At 37.4% G+C, this 18,036-nt stretch carries 18 protein-coding genes; 11 read left to right on the top strand and 7 right to left on the bottom strand.

The annotated features are described in order from the left end of the window. Nucleotides 1-129: 129 nt before the first annotated feature. The 5 genes from hisS to JR347_RS10335 all read left to right on the top strand — a co-directional run bounded on the left by hisS (nucleotide 130) and on the right by JR347_RS10335 (nucleotide 6,578). A complete protein-coding gene (gene hisS / locus JR347_RS10355) occupies nucleotides 130-1,740 on the top strand; it encodes a histidine--tRNA ligase (RefSeq protein ID WP_394369452.1) in 1,611 nt (536 codons plus the stop codon). Further along, nucleotides 1,740-3,230 (top strand): histidine ammonia-lyase, encoded by a 1,491-nt coding sequence (gene hutH / locus JR347_RS10350; RefSeq protein WP_205720531.1) that lies wholly within the window; start codon nucleotides 1,740-1,742, stop codon nucleotides 3,228-3,230. Before hisS ends, hutH begins: the two co-directional genes overlap by 1 nt. Next, nucleotides 3,214-5,142: a gliding motility-associated C-terminal domain-containing protein gene (locus JR347_RS10345; RefSeq protein WP_205720530.1), complete on the top strand. Its 1,929-nt coding sequence runs from the start codon at nucleotides 3,214-3,216 to the stop codon at nucleotides 5,140-5,142. Before hutH ends, JR347_RS10345 begins: the two co-directional genes overlap by 17 nt. Before the next feature lie 70 nt (nucleotides 5,143-5,212). Then, nucleotides 5,213-5,551, top strand: a complete 339-nt coding sequence (locus tag JR347_RS10340) for a YbaB/EbfC family nucleoid-associated protein (protein WP_205720529.1) — start codon at nucleotides 5,213-5,215, stop codon at nucleotides 5,549-5,551. After that, complete coding sequence (locus tag JR347_RS10335; RefSeq protein WP_205720528.1) at nucleotides 5,544-6,578, top strand: glycosyltransferase family 2 protein; 1,035 nt, start codon at nucleotides 5,544-5,546, stop codon at nucleotides 6,576-6,578. The genes JR347_RS10340 and JR347_RS10335 overlap by 8 nt, the downstream gene beginning before the upstream one ends. Here JR347_RS10335 and JR347_RS10330 read toward each other — a convergent pair. Continuing rightward, nucleotides 6,562-6,780 carry a PspC domain-containing protein gene (locus JR347_RS10330; protein ID WP_205720527.1) on the bottom strand — a complete coding sequence of 73 codons (219 nt, stop codon included), beginning with the start codon at nucleotides 6,778-6,780 and terminating at the stop codon, nucleotides 6,562-6,564. The genes JR347_RS10335 and JR347_RS10330 overlap by 17 nt on opposite strands. A 221-nt stretch (nucleotides 6,781-7,001) precedes the next feature. Between JR347_RS10330 and JR347_RS10325 the strand changes: the two genes are divergently transcribed. After that, the gene (locus JR347_RS10325) at nucleotides 7,002-8,768 is read left to right on the top strand and encodes a tetratricopeptide repeat protein (protein ID WP_205720526.1); all 1,767 of its coding nucleotides are present in this window, start codon (nucleotides 7,002-7,004) and stop codon (nucleotides 8,766-8,768) included. 354 nt (nucleotides 8,769-9,122) lie between these two features. After that, on the top strand, nucleotides 9,123-10,100 hold the full coding sequence (locus JR347_RS10320; protein WP_205720525.1) for a pyruvate dehydrogenase complex E1 component subunit beta: 978 nt from the start codon (nucleotides 9,123-9,125) through the stop codon (nucleotides 10,098-10,100). Between the two features lie 64 nt (nucleotides 10,101-10,164). Here the strand turns inward: JR347_RS10320 and JR347_RS10315 are convergent, their stop codons facing one another. The 4 genes from JR347_RS10315 to JR347_RS10300 form a co-directional block, all read right to left on the bottom strand. After that, nucleotides 10,165-11,010 carry an HAEPLYID family protein gene (locus JR347_RS10315; protein WP_205720524.1) on the bottom strand — a complete coding sequence of 282 codons (846 nt, stop codon included), beginning with the start codon at nucleotides 11,008-11,010 and terminating at the stop codon, nucleotides 10,165-10,167. 84 nt (nucleotides 11,011-11,094) lie between these two features. After that, complete coding sequence (locus JR347_RS10310; RefSeq protein WP_205720523.1) at nucleotides 11,095-11,430, bottom strand: hypothetical protein; 336 nt, start codon at nucleotides 11,428-11,430, stop codon at nucleotides 11,095-11,097. A 357-nt stretch (nucleotides 11,431-11,787) separates the two neighbouring features. Beyond that, a complete protein-coding gene (gene ffh, locus JR347_RS10305) occupies nucleotides 11,788-13,119 on the bottom strand; it encodes a signal recognition particle protein (protein ID WP_205720522.1) in 1,332 nt (443 codons plus the stop codon). Nucleotides 13,120-13,177: 58 nt separating this feature from the next. Then, nucleotides 13,178-14,374, bottom strand: a complete 1,197-nt coding sequence (locus JR347_RS10300) for a molybdopterin molybdotransferase MoeA (protein ID WP_205720521.1) — start codon at nucleotides 14,372-14,374, stop codon at nucleotides 13,178-13,180. 17 nt (nucleotides 14,375-14,391) lie between these two features. On the opposite strand from JR347_RS10300, the gene moaC reads away from it, so the two are divergent. Together moaC and JR347_RS10290 are read left to right on the top strand one after the other, a co-directional pair. Further along, nucleotides 14,392-14,877, top strand: a complete 486-nt coding sequence (gene moaC / locus JR347_RS10295; RefSeq protein ID WP_205720520.1) for a cyclic pyranopterin monophosphate synthase MoaC — start codon at nucleotides 14,392-14,394, stop codon at nucleotides 14,875-14,877. Beyond that, nucleotides 14,834-15,433 carry a molybdenum cofactor guanylyltransferase gene (locus tag JR347_RS10290; protein ID WP_205720519.1) on the top strand — a complete coding sequence of 200 codons (600 nt, stop codon included), beginning with the start codon at nucleotides 14,834-14,836 and terminating at the stop codon, nucleotides 15,431-15,433. The genes moaC and JR347_RS10290 overlap by 44 nt, the downstream gene beginning before the upstream one ends. Nucleotides 15,434-15,566: 133 nt before the next feature. On the opposite strand, the gene JR347_RS10285 is transcribed toward JR347_RS10290, so the two are convergent. Both JR347_RS10285 and moaD read right to left on the bottom strand, forming a co-directional pair. After that, nucleotides 15,567-15,977 carry a molybdenum cofactor biosynthesis protein MoaE gene (locus JR347_RS10285; RefSeq protein WP_205720518.1) on the bottom strand — a complete coding sequence of 137 codons (411 nt, stop codon included), beginning with the start codon at nucleotides 15,975-15,977 and terminating at the stop codon, nucleotides 15,567-15,569. After that, nucleotides 15,977-16,216, bottom strand: a complete 240-nt coding sequence (gene moaD, locus JR347_RS10280) for a molybdopterin converting factor subunit 1 (protein ID WP_205720517.1) — start codon at nucleotides 16,214-16,216, stop codon at nucleotides 15,977-15,979. The genes JR347_RS10285 and moaD overlap by 1 nt, the downstream gene beginning before the upstream one ends. 67 nt (nucleotides 16,217-16,283) lie before the next feature. On the opposite strand from moaD, the gene moaA reads away from it, so the two are divergent. Then, a complete protein-coding gene (gene moaA, locus JR347_RS10275; RefSeq protein ID WP_205720516.1) occupies nucleotides 16,284-17,261 on the top strand; it encodes a GTP 3',8-cyclase MoaA in 978 nt (325 codons plus the stop codon). Beyond that, nucleotides 17,261-18,022 (top strand): sulfite exporter TauE/SafE family protein, encoded by a 762-nt coding sequence (locus JR347_RS10270; protein ID WP_205720515.1) that lies wholly within the window; start codon nucleotides 17,261-17,263, stop codon nucleotides 18,020-18,022. The genes moaA and JR347_RS10270 overlap by 1 nt, the downstream gene beginning before the upstream one ends. Nucleotides 18,023-18,036 lie beyond the last annotated feature (14 nt).

The following is an 18,036-nucleotide window of genomic DNA, read 5'->3' as shown; positions in this document are numbered from 1 at the left end:
AGAAAACATAAATCATAAATTATATTAGTTCAACTCAAAGCTAACCGCCACATTAAACTTGATTTTTGTAGATTTGCCGCCATGAGTCAAAAGCCTAGTTTACCAAAAGGAATGCGCGATTTTGGCCCCATGCAAATGGCCAGAAGAAATTATATCATTAATACCATTAAAAGTGTGTTTGAAAAGTTCGGTTTTATGCCACTTGAAACACCCGCTATGGAAAACCTTTCCACGCTCACCGGTAAGTATGGTGACGAAGGTGATCAACTGCTCTTTAAAGTACTCAATAGTGGTGATTATCTGGTGGAACTGGTAAAAATTCGCCATGAATTTGGTAAATTTTTAAGAGAACAATTTATACCAGAATTACAGCAACAAAAGGACCCTGATAATTACTTTAATTCTGTTATTGAATCATTAGCAAAGAAGACTAATCCTTCCAATCAAGAAATTTTTAATTCTCACTACTTACAAAAGCTTCAAAAAAAGATTACTAGTCTTATTGGAGAACTCAACTCAAAAAAGGAAGAATTTGATAAACTGGAGAAATACTTCTTAAAATTTTTTCAAAACAATGATATAGTTACCAATCAAATACTTTCGTTAGTAGATGAAGAATTAGAATCTAAAAAAACGTTACCCTTGTTGGCTGAAAAAGGTCTAAAATACGACCTAACCGTGCCTTTTGCCAGGTATGTAGTAATGAACCAGCATGACATCACTTTTCCATTTAAACGATTTCAAATACAGCCCGTTTGGCGCGCTGATCGTCCTCAGAAAGGTCGCTACAGAGAATTTTATCAGTGCGATGCCGATGTGGTAGGCACTGATTCATTAGTCTGTGAAGCCGAAATAATACTAATGATCAACGAAGTGTTTGATCAGCTAGGTTTTGATGACTACACCATAAAAATAAATCACAGAGGTATTCTCTCCGGTATTGCCGAGGTAATAGGTGCTCAGGGTAAAGAATCTGACTTATTCGTGGCTATCGATAAGCTTGATAAAATAGGGCTCGAGAAAGTTTGTGATGAATTAATCGATAGGGGAATCTCACAAGAAGCAGTCGAGAAACTGAAACCAATTTTAAAATTATCGGGCAATATCCAGCAAGTACTTGACAGCTTGACCAACCTCATTGGTAAAACAGCTGCAGGCCAAAAAGGCATCAGTGATTTAACTGAGATGTTTGATAATTTGAAATCATTCGGTCTGGAAAATTCAAATGCCGCATTGGATGTAACATTGGCCAGAGGTCTCTCCTATTATACCGGGGCTATTTTTGAAGTAAAAATCAATAATGTATCAATTGGTAGTGTTAGTGGTGGCGGTAGATATGATGATTTGACTGGTGTATTCGGTCTTTCAGGCACCTCGGGAGTTGGTTTTTCTTTTGGTATTGACAGACTTTATGATTGCCTTGAAGAACTGAATTTATTTAAAGAAAATACACAAACATTCAGTCAGGCCTTAATAGTACATTTCGATGAGGATTCTATGAAATATGGGTTGACTATTTTAAGTAAATTAAGGTCTAACGGAATAAAAAGTGAGATTTACCCGGATCAGGCTAAATTGAAAAAACAATTTGGCTATGCTGATAAAAAGAATATCCCATACACGATTACTATTGGTTCAGAGGAAATGAAATCCGGTAAATTAGCTTTAAAAGATTTACATTCGGGTGAGCAGGAAAGCCTCAGTGTCGATGAAATTATCAATAAACTCAAAGGCAAGTAATGAGTACCATTCACGAAATTTCAAAAAACCACCTTTCATTAGAAGATGCCTTTGACATCTGTTCGAATAATAAAAAAATTCAGTTAAGTGAGTCGGCAGTTGAAGCTGTCGTTAATTGTCGCAAGTATCTCGACAATAAAATAGAGACTTCTTCGAGCCCAGTTTATGGAGTAAATACAGGTTTTGGGAGTCTATATAATAGAAATATTTCAAAAGAAGACTTGACAAAGCTCCAGGAGAACCTTGTAAAGTCACATGCATGTGGTACTGGAGCAGAATTACCAAGTGAGCTTGTAAAAATAATGCTCCTGCTCAAAGTACAATCCCTTTCTTATGGGAACTCGGGTGTGCAGTTAAGCACCATCCAAAGACTGATTGATTTTTATAATGAAGGTGTTTATCCTGTTGTTTACGAGATGGGGTCTTTAGGAGCATCGGGAGATTTAGCGCCATTAGCCCATTTGTGTTTACCACTTATCGATTTAGGCGAAGTCCATTATAAAGGTGAAAGATTCAGTGGGAAAGAAATAAATAAAAAGTTCGGTTGGGAACCCATCACTTTTAAAGCCAAAGAAGGTCTAGCTCTACTTAACGGCACGCAGTTAATGGGGGCTTATGGATTATACGCCTGCATTCATTCTAAAAGAATTTTAAGCTGGGCAAATAAAATAGGCGCGCTTTCTATTGATGCTTTTGATGGTAGAATTGAAGCATTTGATCAAAAAGTGCATGCTATCAGACCGCAAGTTGGACAAAATAAAGTGGCTGAAATTATTCGTAACTATCTTGCTGATAGTGCAATTATTAATCAGCCAAAAACACATGTGCAAGACCCCTACTCATTCAGGTGCATACCTCAAGTACATGGTGCAAGTATGGATGCCATTGAATATGCGTGCAATGTATTCACCAATGAATTGAATGGTGTAACGGATAACCCGAATATTTTTCCTGAGGAGGATGAAATTATTTCAGCTGGTAACTTTCATGGTCAGCCTTTGGCGCTGGCATTAGATTTTCTGGCTTTGGCTGTTGCCGAACTTGGAAATATTTCTGAGAGGCGAACCTACCAGTTAATTTCAGGTAGCAGAGATTTACCAAACTATCTCGTTGCTAACCCAGGCATTAATTCTGGCCTGATGATTCCGCAATACACTGCCGCATCATTGGTGAGCCAAAACAAACAATACTGCACACCGGCTTCGGCTGATTCTATTGTTTCTTCAAACGGACAGGAAGATCATGTGAGTATGGGCGCCAATGCTGCCACAAAATCATACAAGGTTATTCAAAACTTATATGCGATATTGGCCATTGAATTAATCACGGCCAGCCAGGCACTTGCATTTAGGAGGCCATTAAAAAGCTCGGAACCATTGGAGAAATTGGTTAGCAATTTCCGTAAAAAGGTGACGTTTATAGAGGAAGACCGATTAATGCATACCGATATTGAAGCGGCCAAAAAGTTTTTATTTGAAACGAACCCTTAAAATATTGAGAGTACATTCTCATTATATTTTATTCTTTCTATTCACCTTTTTCAGCAAAGGCCTAATAGCTCAATGTACATTTCCTTATACAAGTAACAGTGGCACATTTACCGTAAGTCAAATAAAAGGTTGCGCTCCGTTACAAGTAAATATCTGTATAAACAGCTCTGCGCCAAGTACTTGTACAGGTGGGGAGTCGTGTGATTTTATTTATGGAGATGGTAGTGATGAAGGTGCTGATCAATTTGAAAATACCTATACAGAACCTGGTAACTACAGACTCGAAATAATCTATCCTAATCCCGCGCCATCAGATTTCATTGATATAGTAGTTACCGATAAAACGGCCCCTGAATTTGAAGTTTATGCGTGTGGCGGAAACACAGTTCGAGCGGATATAACAGATAACCAGTATGATAATTACATGATCTCATGGGGTGATGGAACAGATGTAACTATTCCTATAAATACGGCAGATCAGGAACATACGTATGCCAATACAAATACAAGAACAATTACAGTACAAGGTATTGACAACAATGCTTTAGATAACTGCGCTACAGCCTCTACGAGTTTTACACCTTTCACCAGTCTGCCAACGCCTTTAATTACTCAACTTTCTGTGATAGATAATTCTCAAGTTGAACTTAACCTTTCGCTTGCCGATAATATTTTTTATCGATTAGAAGTACAGGTAAATGGTACTGGCAACTTTAACTTTATAAAAACCATTGAATCCACTTCAACAGAGGAGATTATCGATAATCTCGATCTTGAAAACAACTATTACTGCTTTCGGGTAGGTGCAGTAGATCTGTGTTCCAGTGCCATTACGTATTCAAATGCTATTTGTAGCATCAACCTTTCGTTAGCAGTCAATGATGGTTTCAACTCATTACTTTGGGAAACCTCTGACCCCACCGGAATGTTTGATCTTGCCAGAAAAGTAACCACTGAAAATGGCAGTAGTACGACCAACCCGTATTTGCAATTCACACCTCAGGCAAGGCTTGCGGATGACTCTAACCTTGATTGCAATATTGAATATTGCTATTTTCTTGAAGCTGATTTCAATGGTGGTATTTCAATTTCCAATGAAGTATGTGGTATTGCCACAAGCTCTTTAGCTCCTGATTCCGTCTCAGATATGTCGATTTCAGTAACAGATGCTGGAATCCAACTAGAATGGGAACCTCAGACTCAGGCCATCAGCAATTACCAGATAAGGTCATTCGGTTCTTTGATTGCTAATGTTGAAGAAACTAATTATTTAGATGTCCGTAATGTGGGCACCGAAGCAGCAGTGTGCTATATTATTGTGTCTGAAGATGAATGTGGTAATAGCAACGAGTCGAAAGAATTTTGTTCTATTTACTTATCCGGGTCTATTGCACCTGATAACACCATTTCATTAGATTGGAATGATTATAACGGATTTGCTGATAGTGTAGATTTTTATCGGGTAGAGAAATTCTACAACCTAGCTCCTGCTGGCACATTCAATAGCAATACTTCCGATTTTACAGAGACAGACACCAATCCTAATGAGCAGATAATTAACTATCAGGTGACAGCTATACCTAGAAATTCTAATCTTCCACCTGCCGTTTCTAATATCATTACCATTATAAAACTTAACAACATATATTATCCAACAGCATTTACGCCAGATGGTAACGGCAACAATGAGACATTTTCAGTAAAAGGCCAATTTATTGTCGATTATCAACTACAAATCTTCAACCGTTGGGGTGAAATGATTTTTACTACCAACAATCCGGATGAAGGTTGGGATGGCACATATAACTCTTCTCCCCAGCATGAAGGAACATATGTCTTTAACCTTAGGGCTGTGGACCTGGCAGGTCAAGAAATAGAACGCAGTGGCTCATTCTTACTTCTTAGAAGGTAAATTTTTTCACTGGTAAATATTATTTCCCGCAAAGTCGGGTAAATTTGCAGCCCAACAAAACAGAAGAGATATGTTTGATATGATGAAGATGATGGGCAAAATGAAAGAGGTGCAAGCCAAAATAAAAGAAGCCCAAGACAATCTGGTAAATATCAAAGCTTCAGGCGAGGCAGGTGGCGGAATGGTAAAAGCTACCGTTAATGGTAAAAAAGAAGTGATCGAACTATCTTTTGATGATACTTTGCTTAAACCAGAAGACAAAGAAATGCTTCAGGATCTTGTTGTTGCTGCGGTAAACAAAGCGAATGCTGAAGTTGAAATTCTGGCAAAAGAAGAAATGAGGAAAAGCACCGAAGGGATGATCCCAAATATTCCCGGCCTCGATCTGGGTGGCATGTTCAATGGATAAAATAGCCATTGCAATACTTAATTATAATGGAAGTGGCTTTTTAAAGAAATTTCTTCCTTCTGTTATCGAACACTCGCCACAGGCAAGTATTTACGTGATCGATAATAATTCCACTGACGACTCGGCCCAGGTTCTAAAAGAGCAATTTCCGGAAGTAACTCTTATTTTATTATCTATTAATGGAGGTTATAGCCAGGGTTATAACGAAGGATTAAAGCAAATTAATGCAGAATATTACGTTCTACTGAACTCGGACGTTGAGGTTACGCCAAACTGGTTAGACCCCATTTTAACAATGATGGAGGCAGATGACACGATAGCAGCTGCACAACCCAAGGTTTTAAACTACAACCAAAAGGATTCATTCGAATATGCGGGTGCAGCCGGAGGATTTATTGACACACTCGGTTATCCGTTCTGCAGAGGCCGTTTGTTTTTATCGTTGGAAAAAGATCATGGTCAATATAACGACATCACCAGAATATTTTGGGCTACAGGTGCTTGTATGTTTGTCCGAGCCAAGCACTTTAAAGAACATGGTCCGTTAGATGAGGATTTTTTCGCCCACATGGAAGAAATTGATTTGTGTTGGCGATTAAACAATGCCGGTTTAAAGGTAATGTACAATGGCCATAGCACCGTGTATCATGTCGGTGGCGGCACATTACATAAATCGAACCCTAAGAAGACATATCTGAATTTTAGAAATGGCCTTGCACTACTTTATAAAAACTATCTGCGCTGGGAGCTCTGGGTTAAGTTGCCGATTAGAATAGCGCTAGATATTGTTGCCTGCATTAAATTTATGCTTTTCGATTCATTTAAAGACGGGTTGGCGGTACTAAAAGCACATTTTCACTTTTTGTTGGATCTGCCTGGGAATTTCCAAAAACGAAGAAAAATAAACCAACGAGCAGTGGGAGGCGAATATTCACCTATTTACAGAAAATCAGTAGTTCTGGAGTATTTTGTAAAAGGCAGAAAAACCTATAACAACCTAACGCCTGATTCTAGTAATACCAGATAGAGTTGTTTCTTCTTCTGAGGTGTTTTCTGATATTCATGATATAGGCTAATGCCAAATAAATAAGTACAGGAGATCCAAAAGTTAGAAAAGAGGCGTAAATAAAAAACATTCGAATACTGGATGTAGCCAAACCTAATTTTTCACCTAATCGAGTGCAAACTCCAAACGCGTATTTCTCAAAAAAATCCTGTATTTTTTTCATGGTGATGATTTATTAATCTAAAATACGAAAAGTAACCCATATAGTAACTGAACGGACTAATAATGTGACTCATCGATAAATATGTGGCTTCACAAATATATAAGTCATATTATCAAATTTCACGGGGTTAATTCTTATTTTTTTTAGCTATAATTGCAGCTATTGATATATAATTAATAATTTTACGTCCAAATTTCAACCAAGACTAAAAACAGAATCCAATGAGAAATTTATTCTACGCAGTAGCATTTTTTGGTGTACTAACCATGTCGGGTTGTGCCCTGAATCAGATGGTGAAGTTAGCCGAGGATCAAAATCTTACGGTAACTCCAAATCCGCTTGAGGTACACGCTGACTCAGTTTCATTTGAAATGTCGGCTAACCTGCCAGTTAAAATGCTTAAAAAAGGCAAAGTTTACACGTTAAACACATTCTACAAGTACGGTGATAAAGAAGAAACTTTAGAGCCAATTCAGTTTAAAGCAGAAGATTATCCTAATGCTGATTCACAGCAGCCTAAGACTACTAAAAACTACACAATGGCTTATTCTCCAGCTATGAAGAGTGGTAACTTAGAAGTGCAAGGTGTAGCTTCAGATCCTAAGAATGGTAAATCAAAAGAATCTTCAAGATTGACAGTAGCTCCTGGTGTTATTACTACATCTAAGCTTGTTCAGTCTGTATACTACCCTACTTATGCAGATCACGGATATAACAATAAAGAGGAATTAATCCCTACTAAAGTTAACTTCTATTTCGACCAAGGAAGATCAGTTTTGAAATACTCTGAGCAAAGAAGTGACAGAGGTAAGAAATTAGATGCTTTCATTGCTGCTAAAAACGTTACAAGAACTGTAACTATTACAGGTACTCACTCACCAGAAGGTGCAGAAAGAATTAACAGCGCTTTAGCAAAAGACAGAGCTGCTGCTATTGAGAGCTACTACAAAAAGCAGATGAGAAAGTATGATTACAAAGGAATGGCTGATTCTATCAACTTCATTGCTAAAGATATAGTAATGGACTGGAAAGCTTTCAAAGATTCATTAGCGCTTTATGATGGTATTTCTTCAGAAGAAAAATCAGCTTATCTAGATATCGTTAATGGAGCGGGCTCTTTCGAAGAAAAAGAAGATCAGTTACACAAACTTCCTACATACAACAAAGTTCTTAGAGAACTTTACCCTAAGTTAAGAACAGCTAAAACTGAAATCTTAACTGTAAAAGAAAAGAAAACAGATGCTGAAATATCAGTACTTGCTAAAATGGTAGCTGATGGTTCTGCTCCAGCAGACACTCTTTCTGAAGAAGAATTGATGTACTCTGCTACTTTAACTCCTTCATTAAAAGAAAAAGAAGCTATTTACAAGGCTGCAACTAAAAAGTCTGGTAGCTGGAATGCTCACAACAACTTAGGTGCAACTTATATTGCAATGGCACTTGAAGGTGACATGGCTGGTAATGCTGACAAAGCTCAGGCTCAATTAGAGATTGCTGCTAACAAAAACGCATCTGCTGAAGTGCATGCTAACTTAGCTTCTGTTGCTTTAATGAAAGGTAACGCTTACAAAGCAGCTGATCATTTAGCAAAAGCTAATGGTCTTTCTGGAGAAAAAGCTGAAGGTGTTGCAGGTGTAAGTGCATCTGTTCACATCATGATCGCTAAATACCCTGGAGCTGTAAGTGCGGCATCTAAAGCTGAAAACACTGCTACTAACCTTTTCAATAAAGGACTTGCTCAGGTATTGAACAAAGACTATCAGAATGCGCTAACTTCTTTCAAAGAAGCTGGTGAGAAAGATGCTAACATGGGTCTTGCTTATTACGGTGCTGCTATCGCAAGCGCTAGATTAGGACAAGATGCTGGTGTTATCGAAAACTTAACTAAGGCTGTAAAAGCTACTCCTTCTTTAAAAGAAGATGCTTTAAAAGACTTAGAGTTTGCTAAGTACGCTACAAACGAAGCATTCAGAAATGCGTTGAAATAAAATTCAATTAATATATATAGAAAGCCTCTCCAATGGAGAGGCTTTTTTGTTACCAGCCACCTAATAAACCTAGTCGATTAAAAAATAAGGTTATTACGGAGTGAAACGCAGAAATCCGTACCTCCTAGAAAGTCAAATAGCAACCTTATTTGTGGTAAAGATGTCTTCACTACTTACGACATGACTAACCCATAGTCATTAGTGAGCTTTTTCAACAATTGAATAATCAATGATTCATAACAATTAAAATCACTTGTACCATGAATGTAATGCAAGTATATTTTAGGTGAATCTAATTTTGGTAGTTAAACTCCCTAATGCTATTTTTACGCTCCAATTATTAAATAGAAAATAATGAGAGAAATCCAGTTTAGAGAAGCACTTGGTGAAGCCATGAGCGAAGAAATGAGAAGAGACGAAAAAGTCTTTTTAATGGGTGAAGAAGTTGCTGAATACAATGGAGCGTATAAGGTGAGTCAGGGAATGCTGGATGAGTTTGGTCCTGAAAGAGTGATTGACACACCTATTGCAGAATTAGGTTTTGCTGGAATTGGTGTTGGTGCTGCTATGAATGGCTTAAGACCTATCATAGAGTTTATGACTTTTAACTTTTCTCTTGTTGCTATTGATCAAGTAATAAACTCAGCTGCCAAAATGATGTCGATGTCTGGCGGACAGTTTAATATACCGATGGTTTTCAGAGGTCCAACTGGTAATGCCGGGATGTTAAGCTCTCAGCACTCTCAAAACTTTGAAAACTGGTATGCCAATACTCCAGGTTTAAAGGTGGTTGTGCCTTCTAACCCATACGATGCTAAAGGCCTGTTAAAATCATCTATTAGAGATGATGATCCTGTTATTTTCATGGAATCTGAATTGATGTATGGAGATAAAGGTGAAGTGCCAGAAGATGAATACTTAATTCCAATTGGAGTAGCCGATGTAAAACGAGAAGGTTCGGATGTTACGCTCGTTTCATTCGGTAAAATGATGAAGGTAGCTATGGAAGCGGCTGAAGAAGCTGCTAAAGAAGATATATCAGTAGAAGTTATAGACCTTAGATCTGTAAGGCCTATAGACTACGAAACAGTGGTTGAATCTGTAAAGAAAACAAATAGAATAGTGGTAGTAGAAGAGGCCTGGCCATTAGCTGCTATTAGCTCTGAGATTACATACCACATACAGAAATATGCATTTGATTATTTAGATGCACCTGTACACAGAGTAAACAGTATGGATGTTCCATTGCCTTATGCTCCTACCCTTATTGATGCTATCCTTCCAAATGTGAAGCGCACGATGGAGGCTATTAACTCGGTGTTGTATAGATAGCAATATTATATAGAGACATTAAAAAGCAAAGGCAACTCAATTGAGTTGCCTTTAATTATTTATGCTAGTGGTTCGGTTCCCATATTAATCTTACAAAAGAACTAAGTCTTTGATTTTCACGGCTTACCGGAATTCCAGCCACAATTCCAATCAACAGGTTGTCTGCAATTCCTAAACGCATTTGAGGCCTTATTGTCATATCAAAATCGGAATGATCAAAAGTTTTATTGAACTCAATTCCAATAAAATTTCGTGTTCCTGTTATCATGTAATGAAAACTAGTATTTATGTCATAAGTCGTATGGAATTTATTTGTTTTGAAATTTTGCTCAATCATTGGTCCTGTGTAAATCAACGAATGAAAATTATTCCCCCAACGTTTGGCAACTACTAAGAATGGATTATAAACATTACCCTTAAAAAAGGGGTTTCCAAAAGTTCTAAAGTCTGACAACTCAAACTCATTGATATAACCAATTGCCATTGAGGTGGCCATAGGTTCATTCACAAAGAATGACCATTGAGCTGCTATTTTAATACTATTCAATTGATTAGATGGAACAGAGTCTTTTTCCGTTCCATTTACTGGCGAATAAAATGTAAATGGCAGCTCCACTTCCAGTCCCAATCTATCAATAGGTGCCCATTCGTATTCTATCAAGGCTTCGTATGAGTCAAACTTTAAATTATCAGTTAAACCTAAACCTAGGTTCCATTCTTTCTCACCTTTTCGTGCACCTAAATCACGTATTAAGTCAATGTAAAGTGGTTCAGCATGTAAAACCTTATCAGGTTCTGTATGATCTTCCACTTGTTGTATGTATATACTATCCTTTTCAAAATTAGATACCTGAGCAATTGAATTTATTGATGCAGCTAATACGATTATTAGCGCTAATAATTTTTTCATTTTTATTTATGATTTGATTTTTAAACATTTTGATATTTCGTATCCGCATCTTTGGGATAAGATTTGGATAAGTTCAAAAACAAATCACATTTTGGGTGGCGGGGTATCCAGCTGCTGAAAGCCGTTTGGCAGATCACTAGTAAAGTCGAAAAATGTTTTGGTTTTTACTACAGCGAATAATTGATTACACAGGCAATCAGCTCTATGCCGATTTATTAAGTCTATTTTGATGTTTGATTTTTTATTGTGGTCTTCAGCATCGTTGTCATCATATTCTTTAATAGCATCTTCATATCCCAAAAGTTGCTCCACAATAATTTCAACAATACTTTCTTGATCGTTAATAGTCAGGTCTTCCGGAATATGGTCAGGTTTAGGGTCTGTGGTATCAACACTGATATTCAGTAGGTAAAATCCCATTAATCCCCAAAGGATTTTGGTGTGTAAGCTATTTCTTAGTTGGGATATCACGATGCAATGTCAACGTTCTTCAAACAGTTATATTTTGTATTAAACACACACGAAAAGGTATATAGCTTAATACTGATCAATAAAAATTGATTTATAAACTTCTAGCTTTTGCTTAACTAACGCAAATAATGCTGCTCTAAAGTTGTGTTATGTGAGAGTTGCTTCCCATTTTCATGCTATCTTTCTTAATGTGAAGTGCTCGATAGATACAATAATTTCTGTTCGTATAAATAATGTAAAGAAATTCAAGTAAAAATAAAGGCAACTCATATAAGTTGCCTTTTTTATTTATTAAAGTGTCACCTCTTACCTCCCAAACGGATTCAACGCAGCAAGCCCTCTTTTACCACCACCCATTTTGTTCATGGTTTTCATCATTTTGCGCATATCACCAAACTGTTTGATAAGGTTATTCACTTGCTGAACAGAAGTGCCACTACCTTTTGCTATACGAGCTCTTCGGCTTCCGTTGATAATATCCGGAGTAGCCCGTTCTTCAGTAGTCATAGATCTAATAATTGCTTCTATCGGCTTAAATGAGTCATCATCCACATCAATGTCTTTCAAGGCCTTACCCATACCAGGGATCATACCCATCAAATCTTTGATGTTACCCATTTTCTTTATCTGCTCTAACTGAGATAAGAAATCGTCAAAATCAAACTGATTCTTTCTAATCTTCTTGTTCAGCCTTCTAGCCTCTTCTTCGTCAAAGTTCTGCTGTGCTTTCTCTACTAATGAAACCACATCACCCATACCAAGGATTCTATTGGCCATCCTGTCCGGGTGGAACTTATCAATGGCCTCCATTTTCTCACCGTGTGAGATAAACTTGATAGGCTTCTCTACAACCCTTCTAATAGAAATTGCAGCACCACCACGAGTATCACCATCTAATTTGGTTAATACAACTCCATCAAAATTTAGGCGCTCATTAAAAGTTTTAGCAGTGTTTACCGCATCCTGACCAGTCATTGAATCCACTACAAAAAGTGTTTCAGAAGGATCAAGCGCTTTTTTTAGATCGGAGATTTCGTTCATCATCTCCTCATCTACTGCCAAACGACCAGCCGTATCGACAATCAGAACTTTCTTACCACCATCTTTGGCTGCTTTTATGGCATTGTTTGCAATTTGTACAGCATTCTTGTTTTCAGGCTCAGCATACACCTCTACTCCTATCTGCTCACCCAACACCTTTAACTGGTCAATGGCTGCAGGACGGTAAATATCACATGCCGCAAGCATCACTGTATTGCCCTGCTTTTTAAGCATGTTAGCCAACTTACCGGAAAATGTAGTTTTACCAGAACCCTGTAAACCTGATATCAAAATAACGGCAGGGCTGCCTTTAATATTGATATCCTCATGGCTACCACCCATCAGTTGGGTTAGCTCATCGTTTGTAATCTTCGTTAAAAGCTGACCAGGAGAAACTGCCGTAAGTACATCTTGACCTAACGCTTTTTCTTTTATCTCATCAGTGACATCTTTAGCCACTTTATAGTTCACATCGGCATCAATAAGCGCTCTACGAATTTCTTTCATCGTAGTGGCCACGTTCACCTCTGTAATACTACCCTGCCCTTTTAGCGTTTTAAACGCTTTATCTAACTTTAAACTTAAATTATCAAACATATTTTCAGTGTTCTATTTGCGACTGCAAAATTATGGATTTTGAGGTAAAGAATAAACTTTAATCTAACCTTCGGTAAGGTATAAGTGGAAACAACTCCCCAGCTTTAAAATCATACTTGTCTGGAGGAAGTTCTATAAACCCATCTGCCAACACAAGATTGGCAAGATCTCCCGAGCCTTGCCCTTTAACTGGCGTAGCTTTTAGCATGCCTTTTTCGTTATTCACTTTTACCTGAAGGAAATATGTAAGATCAGGCTTAAAGCTGAAATCTTCCTCCAATTGAGCTAATTGAATTTTTTCTTCCAATCGATAACTCTTCCTTAACCAGGGTAAAATGTATTTATTAAAACACAAAAAGGTAGAAACAGGATTGCCGGGAAGAGCAAATACTGACTTATTTTTTACGGTACCAAACCAGAATGGCTTACCTGGCCGTTGAGCGACCCGATGAAAATGTTTTGTTACACCCAACTCCTCCAATACTTCAGGTACAAAATCACTTTTCCCTTTGGATACTCCACCACTCAGAATTAATGCATCAAATTCCTCTAGGATATCTTTTATTCTGCCTTTTAATGTCTCTTTATCATCAACTATATGAAACACCTGAGCGTCCATGCCAATTTGGTCGAGACTGGATTTAAAAACATGCGAATTTGATTGCCTTATTTGATATTCTTTAGGCTCATCTTCAACAGGCACCAATTCATCACCAGTAGAAATAATTGCAAACTTTAAAGGCTTGTAAACTTTCACTTTTTCCTTCCCTACTGTTGTAATTACGCCAATTTCTGCAGGTGTAATAAGTGTGCTCGGCTTTATTATTATATGATCCTTTTCAATATCCTGACCTTGGTTATGAATATTCTGTCCTTTGAAAATTTCAATATCATTGACTACTGCTTTGTTGCCTACAATGGTTACATCTTCATATCGAATAACGGTATCAACTCCTTTTGGCAACATGGCACCCGTCATTACCTCCAAACAATTATCGGCTTGCCTTAATGTCAAACGCGGTGCACCTGCCAATTGTGTAGCTTCAACATTAAACATGCTCTGACCTGAATTATATCGATCATAGTTTATGGCTATTCCATCCATCATTACTCTATCGAAGGGAGGAAAGTCTCTATCAGCAGAAATTGGCTCTGCTAAAACCTTACCAACAGCCTCCTTAAATGAAACTTCAATAATTTCAGGCTTTGCCAAATTGGATTGAATAATGTTAACTGCTTCTTGTACCGATATCATTTAGTAAATTTGATTATATGAGTAATGGAAAATTAACACATCTGGATGAAGATGGGAACCCAAAGATGGTGGATGTTTCTGATAAAGTTGAAACTAAGCGTATTGCAGTTGCTCAAGCTATCTTATATCTGCCAGATGAAGTTGTAGCAGCATTTGATCAAAATAATGAGATAGTCACAAAAAAAGGATCCGTTACACAGACAAGCATTATCGCTGGTGTAATGGGTGCAAAAAAAACGTCTGAGCTCATTCCATTTTGCCATCAGTTAAACCTTACCAATTGTAAAATTGATATCAGGAGGGATAAAAATGAACTGGTTATTACATGCACAGCATCATGTCTGGGGCAAACTGGAGTGGAAATGGAAGCGCTGACAGGTGCCAGCATTGCTGCTTTAACCGTGTATGATATGTGCAAAGCATTATCGCATGATATTGTCATCAAAGAAACCCGATTAATTGAAAAAACCGGAGGAAAAAGTGATTTCAAAAGATCGCGTTAACGGACTTGTTTTGATGGGAGGCCAAAGCTCTCGAATGGGGGAAGACAAAGCATTCTTGAAAATTTATAACAAGCCTCTTTTTGAAATTGCTCATGACCTGCTAACCGAATTTTGTGATCAAGTTTATATTTCTTGTCATGAAGATCAGGGTAAAATGATTCCTAAAAATTTCAACTTAATTGTAGATAGCGAATCGTTCAACGGCCCGATAAGCGGTATCAGGCAAGCGTTTGCAAAAGAGATTACTAATTGGTTGATTTTACCTTGTGATATGCCCTTTCTGACAAAGAATTCTATTGAAAAGCTTCTAATGGATACGAACAAAAATGATGTTGTTTGTGCTTCTGATGCTTCAGGGCAAATCAATCCACTTGTAGGTCTTTATAAAAGTACTTGTAGTGAGAAGCTCAAGAAATATTCAGGCAATAGTCCAAAGGAGTTTGTGAAGCTGGTTAGTTTTGGGGCAATACCTTTTAGTGCTAAAGAATTGGTGAATTTGAATCGACCGGAGGATTGGGATAGGATTAATTATTCATTGAAAAAATCGTCATTCTGAAGCTCTATGTGATCGGCTTGTGCGTTGGAGGCTGAAAGAATCCCCTAATTTAAAGGTTCTCACGCCCTCTTATTGTCTATTTTTAATTGGAAGAGGGCTCAGAATGACGAGGTAGATTTTTTCATAAATAAACTCACGGATACGCTGATACCCACACTTCACCATCTTTCAAAAACTCTTTTTTCCAAATAGGTACTGTATTCTTTAAAGTATCAATAGCAAACTGACATGCCTCGAATGCCTCTTTTCTATGTGGAGACGAAACTGCAATAACAACCACAACTTCGCCAATCTCTACCCTACCAACTCTATGATGAATTGAAATCTTCTGAACAGGCCACTTTTCCTTAATTAACGAAGCAATTTTATTCATTTCAGAAATAGCCATCGACTCGTAAGTTTCAAAGAATAGATGGGTCACTTCTTTGCCTTTTGTCTGGTTTCTTACTGTACCAACAAACACGTCAATTCCACCACATGCAGGATCAATAACTTCATTAGTTATTGCATTAATATCAAGTGTATCTTCTGTAATTCGTATCATCAGCCTCCACTCACAGGTGGTATAAGAGCAATTTCGTCCGACTCTTTTAATTGAAGATCATTCTCTGCGTACTCATTATTTACTGCAATCATCAAAGAATTCAGACCGCTCAGTTTTGAATAGTTATTTAGTAAATGATCTCTCAAGTCCTTAACCGTTTCTCCCTGAATCTCAATTTGTTGAGGACTCTCGCCTATTATTTCTTTGGTAACACCAAACAGTAGCACATTCAATTTCATGAGTTAAATATAGGTTTTAGCAAGCACAGTAACATTTTTTAAGGAATCATTTAACTAACTTAGTTATATGCTAATTGATAAATTCGGTAGGAAAATTACGTACGCACGCATTAGTGTCACCGATCGATGTAATCTGAGGTGTTTCTATTGTATGCCAGCCGAAGGCATCAATTATTCACCAAGAAAAGATTTACTCTCTTACGAGGAAATCATTCGGCTAGGTAAAATTTTAGGTAAAAATGGAGTTTCAAAAATCCGAATTACAGGTGGCGAACCATTTGCCAGAAAGGATTTAATTGATTGCCTGCGATCGCTTAAGCAAATTGTAGGGATTGAAGAAGTGCATGTTACCACTAATGCAGTTTTGATAGCTCCTTTTATACATGATTTAGCTTCGATTGGCATCGACTCCATCAATGTAAGCCTTGACACAACAGACAGTGCTAGATTTTATGAAATTACGCGAAGAGATGAGTTTGAAGCAGTTTGGAACAACCTACATGCATTAATTGATTGTGGAATTCCTACTAAAGTAAACATAGTTGTGATGAAAGGAATTAATGAGGGTGATATTATTCCGATGGCCAACCTTTCAAAAACACTACCAATTTCCATTAGATATATTGAAGAAATGCCTTTTAATGGTTCTGAAGTTAAACATGAAGTGATCACTTATTCAGAAATACAAGAACGACTTAATTCTGTATATCCAAATATTGAAAGGCTAACTGAAAAACCAGGAAGTACTTCCATGAAATTCAAAATACCAGGTTCTAAAGGCGATATTGGCATTATCGCTGCTTACTCCAGAACCTTTTGCAATGATTGTAATAGAATTAGAATAACATCTAAAGGCGAGCTTCGAAATTGTCTTTATGATCATTCGGGGATAAGTTTAAGAGATTTATTGCGCGAAAACATCTCTGACGCAAAATTGATCGAAGAAATACAGGCGCATTTGAATAAGAAAATGGCTAATGGTTTTGAAGCAGAGAATAATCGATCGGAAGTTTCTTACGAATCAATGTCAATAATTGGAGGCTGATGGATAATACACTTTTACTAGTTGTCTTCTTTTTTTTAATCGCCATATTTTACTCGTCCGTTGGCTTTGGAGGAGGGTCTTCTTACTTGGCACTTCTGGTTTTAGCTGGAATTGACCTTTTTGTCTTAAGATCAACTGCATTAATGTGCAATATTATAGTTGTATCCAGCGGCACATTTATATTCTATCAGGAAGGGTATTTGAATGTTAAGCGTACACTCCCCATAATTATTGCCAGTGTGCCCATGGCATTTTTGGGTGGCTACCTTCCGTTATCAGCAGAATTTATTTTCATACTATTAGGATTTACATTATTAATAGCCTCCATTTTACTTTGGATAAAGCCATACAACCACTCTGAAAAAAACGAAGATGATTTCACCCGAAAGCAGTCAACAGGTGTGGGAATTGGTGGTGTAATTGGGTTTATATCCGGAATGGTAGGTATTGGTGGTGGTATATTTCTGTCGCCAGTACTCAACTTAATTAATTGGAGTAAACCGAAAAGAGTAGCAGCTATGGCTAGCTTTTTCATTCTGGTAAACTCACTTGCAGGATTAATTGGCCAATGGATGCAGCACCCACCTTACCTTGATTTGGAATGGTCATGGCCTTTACTTGTGGCAGTACTGTTAGGCGGGCAAATAGGTTCCAGACTAGCTGTTCAAAAATTTTCTCATGGAACAGTAAAAAGAACAACAGCAGTGCTTGTATTTATTGCCAGCCTAAAAATCCTTAATGATCATTTGTTTGGGTTTTAGAATATTCCATTTTT

This window comes from Fulvivirga lutea, assembly GCF_017068455.1.
In the GTDB taxonomy this organism is placed as follows: domain Bacteria; phylum Bacteroidota; class Bacteroidia; order Cytophagales; family Cyclobacteriaceae; genus Fulvivirga; species Fulvivirga lutea.
This window is presented reverse-complemented; position numbering and strand designations above follow the sequence as displayed.